The 7,500-nt window shown below is 73.6% G+C and carries 4 protein-coding genes; 2 read left to right on the forward strand and 2 right to left on the reverse strand.

From position 1 onward, the window contains the following. A partial coding sequence (locus tag DVH02_RS33790) for a sugar phosphate nucleotidyltransferase (RefSeq protein ID WP_114627649.1) occupies nucleotides 1-695 on the reverse strand: 695 nt, incomplete at its 3' end. Nucleotides 696-816: 121 nt separating this feature from the next. Next, entirely contained in the window at nucleotides 817-4,629 is a 3,813-nt protein-coding gene (locus DVH02_RS33795; protein WP_267899096.1) for an ABC transporter ATP-binding protein, read from the reverse strand. Nucleotides 4,630-4,800: 171 nt separating this feature from the next. On the opposite strand from DVH02_RS33795, the gene DVH02_RS33800 reads away from it, so the two are divergent. Then, the gene (locus DVH02_RS33800; protein ID WP_114627651.1) at nucleotides 4,801-5,961 is read left to right on the forward strand and encodes a nucleotide disphospho-sugar-binding domain-containing protein; all 1,161 of its coding nucleotides are present in this window, start codon (nucleotides 4,801-4,803) and stop codon (nucleotides 5,959-5,961) included. Nucleotides 5,962-6,182: 221 nt separating this feature from the next. Then, nucleotides 6,183-7,475, forward strand: a complete 1,293-nt coding sequence (gene fes / locus DVH02_RS33810; RefSeq protein ID WP_114627652.1) for an enterochelin esterase — start codon at nucleotides 6,183-6,185, stop codon at nucleotides 7,473-7,475. Nucleotides 7,476-7,500 lie beyond the last annotated feature (25 nt).

Raw genomic sequence — 7,500 nt, forward strand, 5'->3', positions numbered from 1 at the left:
CGGTTGACCTCCAGCATGTCGGTGACGTTGCCGGTGTCCTTCCAGTAACCGCTGATCACGGTGGGCCGTACGCTGCGGCCGTGGTCGACCAGCCATTGGATGGCGTCGGTGATCTCCAACTCGCCGCGCGCGGACGGGCTGATGGCGCGTACCGCCTCGTGCACGGCGGGCGAGAAGAGGTAGACGCCGACGAGCGCGAGGTCGCCGCGCGGCTCGGCGGGCTTCTCCTCCAGGTTCACCACCCGTCCGGAGGAGTCGAGTTCGGCCACCCCGAAGGCGCTGGGGTCGGCCACCTTGGTGAGCAGGATCCCGGCGTCGGGCCGCAGGGCGCGGAAGGCGTCGACGAGTTCGCCGATGCCTCCGACGATAAAGTTGTCCCCGAGGTACATCACGAAGTCGTCGTCGCCGAGCCATTCGCGGGCGATGAGTACGGCGTGCGCGAGCCCGAGCGGCCTGCCCTGCGGGAGGTAGCTGACGCGGGCGCCGAAGGCGGAGCCGTCGCCGACGGCGGCCCGGATCTCGGCGGCCGTGTCGCCGGTGACGATGCCGATGTCGGTGATGCCCGCCGCGACCAGGGATTCGATCGCGTAGAAGAGGACGGGCTTGTTGGCCACGGGGACCAGTTGCTTGGCCGAGGTGTGGGTGAGGGGCCGGAGGCGGCTGCCGGTGCCTCCGGCGAGGACGAGGGCCTTCACGGTCGGGTCACTCCTGCGTGTGTGGGGGGGGGAGGGAAGGAGGAGGGAGGTGGTGAGGGTCGTGGTGGCGGCCCCGGCCGCCGCGTGCGGGGCTTCGGTGGCCGGGGTCAGGTGGCCGGGGTCAGGTGGCCGGGGAGTCGGCGGCCCGGGACTCGGCGGGTCGGGAGTCGGCGGGTGAGTCGGCGTCCCGGGGCCCAGCGGGCGCGGGATGCGTCCCGCCCGCGTGGCGCCAGAGCCGGGCGTACGCGCCCTGCGCCGCGACGAGTTCGGCGTGGGTGCCCTGCTCCACGATCCGGCCCCGGTCGAGTACGGCGATCAGGTCGGCCCGGGACGCGGTGGTCATCCGGTGCGCCACCACGACGGTGGTCCTGCGCCGCGCCAGCCGCTCCTGGGCCTGGACCACGGCCTGCTCGGTCGCCGGATCGAGGGACGCGGTCGCCTCGTCGAGCAGCAGGATTCCGGGGTCGACGAGTTCGGCGCGGGCCAGGGCGATCAGCTGGCGCTGGCCCGCCGAGAGCGACTGCCCGCGCTCCCCCACCGGCTGCCGGAAGCCGTGCGGCAGGGCGGCGATCACACCGAGGGCGCCGACGGAACGGGCCGCCGCCTCGACCTCGGCGTCCGTGGCGTCGGGCCGACCGTAGCGGATGTTGCTCGCTATGTCGCCGGTGAACAGGTGCGCCTCCTGCGGCACATAACCGATGAGACGGCGGTACGCGGAGGCGGGCCAGCGGCGCAGATCGACGCCGTCCACGGTGACACTGCCCTCGGTCGGATCGTAGAAGCGGCCCAGGAGCTTGACGACGGTGGACTTGCCCGCGCCGGTCTCGCCGACGAGCGCGACGGTCCTGCCCGGCTCGATCACCAGCTCGGCGCCGCTCAGCGAGGGCCGGTCGGCGCCCGGATAGCGGTGGCCGACCCCGGTCAGCTCGACCGCTCCGGAGAGCCGTCGGGGCAGCGGGGCCGGGTCGGCGGGCTCGTGCGGCACGGAGGGCTCCAGCCGCAGCAGCTCCACGATCCGGCGCAGCCCCACGGACGCCTGCTGGTAGCTGTCGAAGGCGAGGGAGAGCTGCTGGATCGGGGCGAAGAACATGCCGAGGTACAACATGAACGCGACCAGCACACCGGAGCTGATGTCGCCCCTGGCCACCTGATGCGCGCCGACCAACAGGACCAGCGCGCGCGAGAGTTCGGCGGTGAGGTTGATGGAGGGGAAGTAGATGGCGGCGTACCGCTGGGCGCGCAGCCGCGCGGTGCGGTACGCGTCGGAGAGCCGCCCGAAGTCCCGCGCCGCGCCGTCCTCGCGGGCCTGGGCCTGCGAGGTGCGCAGGCCGCTGACGTTCTCCTGGAGCGAGGAGTTGACCTGGCCGATGCTCTTGCGCGCGTCGTCGTACGCGGCGGAGGACAGCCGCCAGAAGACGAGCGTCGCGGCCAGGATCAGCGGCAGCAGCGCGAGGGCGGCGAGCGCCAGCGGCGGATGGACGACGATCATGGCGCAGACGACCCCGGCCACGGTGGCGACGGAGGCGACGGAGGTGAGCAGGTTGGACTGGAGGAACGAGGCGAGGGCCTCGATGTCGTTGACGACCCGGGTCATGATCTGGCCGCCGCGCTCGCGCTCGTAGAAGTCGAGCCCCAGGCGCTGGAGATGGGCGAAGGAGCGCACCCGCAGTCCGTACAGCACACGTTCACCGGCACGCCGGGTGATGCGCCCCTGCGAGGCGAGCGCGGCGAAGGCCACCAGGACGCCGGTGGCGGCGAGCGCGACGTACAGCGCGAGCACACCGCCGCTTCCGGCGCCGACCCCGTCGTCCAGCCCGTGCCGGACGAACTGGGGCAGCGCGACTCCGGCCGAGGTCTCCAGGACGAGCAGGAGCAGTCCCACCAGCAGGGGGCCGCGTACGGGGCGCAGCAGCCCGGCGAGGGTGACGCCGGGGCGGGGCGTGCGCAGTTCGGCCTCGTCCAGGTCGGGGTGCTCGTCCGGGTCTTGGGCCGGGTTCGCGTCCTGGGCCGGGTCCGGGTGCGGGTCCGGGTGCGGGTTCGCGTCCTGGGGCGGGTTCGGGGACGTGTCCGGGTTCGCGTCCTGGGACGGGTCCAGGTGCGGGGACGGGTTCGCGTTCTGGGGCGGCCGGGCGAAGAGTCCGCCGTCGCCGGGGGCGACCGGCTCCGGCCACAGTTCCGGAGTGATGCCGAGGGCCCGCGTGGCGGGCCTGACGTCGACACGTTCGTCGAGCGACCCGCTCGGGCCCGCCAGCAGCTGTCCGAACAGGGCGCAGCGTTCGGTGAGTTCGGCCTCGGTGCCGAGGTCGACGAGCCGCCCCGCGTCGAGTACGGCGATCCGGTCGGCGAGGGCCAGGGTGGAGCGGCGATGGGCGATCAGGATGGTGGTGCGCTCGGCGCAGGCCGTGCGCAGCGCGGTCTGGATGACCGCCTCGGTGGCCGGGTCGACGGCGGAGGTCGCGTCGTCCAGGACGAGTAGGCGCGGGTCGGTCAGCAGGGCGCGGGCCAGGGCGATGCGCTGGCGCTGCCCGCCGGACAACTGGGCGCCCCGTTCTCCTACTTCGGTGTCGTAGCCGTCGGCCAGCGCGCTGATGAACCCGTCGGCGTCCGCCGCGCGCGCGGCCGCGCGCACCTGCGCGTCGGTGGCCTCGGGCCTGCCGTGCGCGATGTTGTCGCGGACCGAGCAGGAGAAGAGGAAGGGGTCCTCGAAGACGCTGCCGACGGCGGTGCGCAGGGAGGCCAGCCGTATGTCGCGGATGTCCGTGGTGGCGTCGGCCGCGCCGATCCGTACGCTCCCCGACTGTGGGTCGTAGAAGCGGCCGAGCAGCAGTGAGACCGTCGATTTGCCGGACCCGGGCGGTCCGACGACGGCCAGGGTCTCGCCGGGCAGGACGGTGAGGCTCACCCCGGTGAGTACGGGATCGCTGGGCGCGTAGCCGAAGGTGACGTCGCGCAGTTCGAAGGCGAGGGGCCCGGCCGGTACGTCCTTCGCGTGCGGGGCGTCGGTGATGTCGGGGGTGGCGTCGATCAGTTCGTAGACCCGCTCGGCGGCGGCCCGTGCCTGCTGTGCGGTGACGGTGAAGTTGGCGAGGAGTTTGGCGGGGCCGGCCAGGAGGGTGAGGTAGCCGGCGAAGGCGAGGAAGGTTCCGGCGTCGATGGTGCCGCGCAGCGCCAGCCAGCCGCCGAGGGCGAGGATGCCGACCTGCCCGGCGGCGGGCAGGGCCGACATGATCGCGGTGACGGTGGCCTGGAGGCGGGCGAGCCGGACGCGGCGCCCGAAGAGGGTCCGTGCCGCGCCGCCGAACCGCGCGGTCTCCCGGTCCTCTTGGCCGAAGCCCTTGACGACGCGGACACCGGTGACGGTCTCCTCGACGTGCTCGGCGAGTACGGCGGCGTGCGCCTGCGCGTCCCGGGTGGCCGGGACCATGCGGGCGCGGCTGCGGGCGGCGGTGAAGGCGAGCGTGGGCACCACCAGGAGGGCGACCAGGGTCAGCGGCGCCGACAGCCACAGCATGGCGGCGACGGAGACGACAAACAGCGCGGTGACCCCGATCGGGATCGGCAGCATGCCCAGCATGACCTGGATCTGCTGGAGGTCGCTGTTGGCCCGGGAGACGACCTGCCCGGTGCGCAGCGCGTCCTGCTTGACGCCGTCGTAGCGCTGAACGGAGCCGAACACCTCGGTGCGGAGGCGGTGTTGCACCGCGAGCGCGAGTTTTCCCGCGGTGAATCTGCGGGTGAACTCGGCGCCGAACTGCACCACGGCCAGTACGCACAGGATGGCGGCCAGCACACCGACCCGGTGGGTGTGGCCGGCCACGGCGTCGTTCACGGCGAGGCCGGCCAGCATCGGCCCGAAGGCTTCGAGGCCCGTACCGAAAACGGAGCTGAGGAGTACGGCGGTCAACAGGCCCGGATGGGTGCGGCAGGCCGCCATGAGCCTACGCGGCCCCCCGAGCGGTGGGCGAGATCCGTTAAGCATGATGTTAGCTTAGGCTAACCTAACTACCTCCCGTCACGGGTCCCCGGCAGGCAGCCACGCGGGGCTCCGTGCGGCCGATGACGACCTTCATCCGGGGGAAGACCCCCCTGGGAAAGCGGGGAAACGATGCGTGTCCTGATCGCGGGTCCGCCCTTCTTCGGGCTGCACTACCCGCTGGTGCCGCTCGCGCAGGCGTTGCGCTCGGCGGGGCACGATGTGCTCGTCGCGACCTGCGGCGCGGCGCTCGGCCATCTGTCCCGGGCCGGGCTGCTGACCGTCGACTGCGCGCCGGGCATCGACCCGGACGCGCTCTACGCGCAGCTGGAGAAGGACCGCCGGGGGCGCAGGCCGCCGGCGCCCGGCGAGGCCGGCGCCGCCCCGAAGGGGAAGGGATTCTCCTTCTTCGGCGACGAGATGGCCGACCGGATGACCGAGATCGCCACGGACTGGCGCCCGGATCTGGTGGTGCATCCGCCGATCGGCGTGGTGGGCCAGCTGGTGGCCGCCCGGCTGGGGATCCCCTCCGTCCTGCACGCCGTGGGATTCGGGCACACCTCCGCGCACGTCGGCATGGTGAACAACGCCATGGCGGACGCGTACGAACGCCACGGCCTGACCGGGCCCGACCCGCTCGCCGCCTGGCTCGACGTGGGCCCGCCCAGCATGAGCACCACCGACGAACCCCGACGCTGGTTCATGCGCTACGTGCCCTACAACGGCGGTGCTGAGCTGCCCTCCTGGCTGTTCGGGCCGCGCAGCCGCCCCCGGGTGGCGGTCACGCTCGGCACCGTTCAGCCCGTGGTCGACGGCATATCGCCGCTGCGCGGTGTGGTGGAGGCGGCCCGGCAGACCGACGCCGAGTTCGTGCTCGCGCTCGGCGGCGCCGACCTGTCCGAACTGGGCGAGCTGCCCGGCAACATACGCCCGGTGGACTGGATTCCGCTCGGCGCGCTGCTCTCGGCCAGCGACGCCGTCGTGCACCACGGCGGATCGGGAACCACCCTCACCGCGCTGGACGCGGGCCTGCCGCAGATCGTGCTGGGCAAGGGCGCGGACCGCCCGGCCAACGCGGCGGCCGTCGCCGGGCGCGGCTGCGGTCTCGTACCGGAGGAGCCGGGGGATCTCACGGCGGAACTCATCGACCGGCTGCTCACCGACGACGCGTTGCGGCACAACGCCCGGGAGGTCGCGTACGAGATGGCGGCCATGCCGAGCCCGGCCGAGACCGTCGGACGGCTCGTCGAGCTGGCCCGCGCCCGCGCCCACGCCTACGGCGCGTCGCGGTGACGGGCACGGAGAGCGGCGCGGTGGTGAGCGTGGCGACAGACGCGCAACCGGACGCGGGAACGGGCCCGGGAACAGGACCGGTAACAGGCGCGGGAACGGGCCCGGGAACGGGCTCGGGAACAGGAACAGGCAAGGGCTCGGGAACGGGAAAGAGCGCGGGAACCTGTACGGTCGGCGTCACCGAAGCCGGGGGCGGCGACCGGGCCGGAGCCCGTCCCACGGTGATCGCCTCTCCCGCGATCGAGCGGCTGGCCGCCCGGCTGGCCGCCGCCCCGGCGGGCGAACACAGCGCGCTGGTCGAGGAGTTCTGGGCGGCGGTACGCCGAGGTGGCACCCCGCTCGTCGAGGCGCTGCAGGACGCCCCTGGCCACCGGGCCGTCACCTTCCTGTGGCGCGGCCACCGGGCCACCCGGCAGGTGCTCCTGGTCGCCAACCGCATCGGCGACCGGGAACACCTCGCGGGCTCGCTGTTCACCCACCTCACCGGCACCGACGTCTGGCATCTGAGCTACCGGCTGCGCGGCGACCACCGCGCCTCCTACCAGATCGCGGCGGACATCTCCCCGGGCGAACTGCCCTCGGATCCCGGCGGTGTTCAGCGACGGCTGCGCGCCCTGTCGGCGCACGCGGCGGCCGACCCGCTCAACACGGACTCCGTACCCGCCCGTTGGAAACCCGCCCGCAGCAGCGTCTTCGCACTGCCGGAGGCCCCCGCGCAGCCGTGGCACGGCCGCCGCGCGGGGATCGCGCGCGGCACCGTCGAACGCCACCGGATCCCCAGCGCGGCCCTGGGGTGCGAGCGCGACGTCTGGGGCTATCTGCCGCCCGGCCGGGACCATGCCGACCTGCCGGTGCTCGCGCTGTGCGACGGGGACATGTGGTTCGGCGGACTGCGGCTCCAGGAGACCCTGGACGCCCTGATCGCGGACGGGCGGGTGCCACCGTTCGCCGTACTGGCCCCGGACGCGGTGGACAACCCCACGCGCTGGGGGGAGTTGGGCGGACGGGACGAGTACGTGGCGTTCCTGGCCGACGAGGTGTTGCCGTGGGCGTCCGAGCGCCTGCCGCTCACCGCCGACCCGGCGCGCACCGTGCTCGCGGGACAGAGCCTGGGCGGCGTCAGCGCCCTGTACGCCGGGCTGCGCCGCCCGGACCGGTTCGGCAACGTCCTCGCGCACTCGGCATCGCTGTGGTGGCGCCCCGGGCTCGCCCCGGGCATCCCCGAACAGTCGATGTCCGGCACACCGTGGATCGCCGGGCTGTACGCGGAGACCCGGCGACCGCCTCTGCGAGTACGGCTCGATGTCGGCCTCCACGAGGGCCCGATGGTCGGCCAGCACCGTGCCCTGTGCGAGGTGCTGCGCTCACGCGGCCACGACGTCACCCACACCGAGTTCAACGGCGGCCACGACTACGTCTGCTGGCGCGGCGCGCTCGCCGACGGCCTGGTGGCGACGCTCGGGAACGGCGACGGGCCGATGGCGTCCGGTCGCGACACCGACGACGGCCACTGAGCCGCTCCCGCTCCCGTTCCCGCTC

It is taken from the genome of Streptomyces corynorhini, assembly GCF_003346515.1.
Taxonomy (GTDB): domain Bacteria; phylum Actinomycetota; class Actinomycetes; order Streptomycetales; family Streptomycetaceae; genus Streptomyces; species Streptomyces corynorhini.

What these genes read in the sequence shown, in the direction of transcription:
- DVH02_RS33800 (WP_114627651.1), top strand. Translation starts at nt 4,801, where the DNA reads ATGCGTGTCCTGATCGCGGGTCCGCCCTTCTTCGGGCTGCACTACCCG.
- DVH02_RS33795 (WP_267899096.1), bottom strand. Translation starts at nt 4,629, where the DNA reads ATGGCGGCCTGCCGCACCCATCCGGGCCTGTTGACCGCCGTACTCCTC.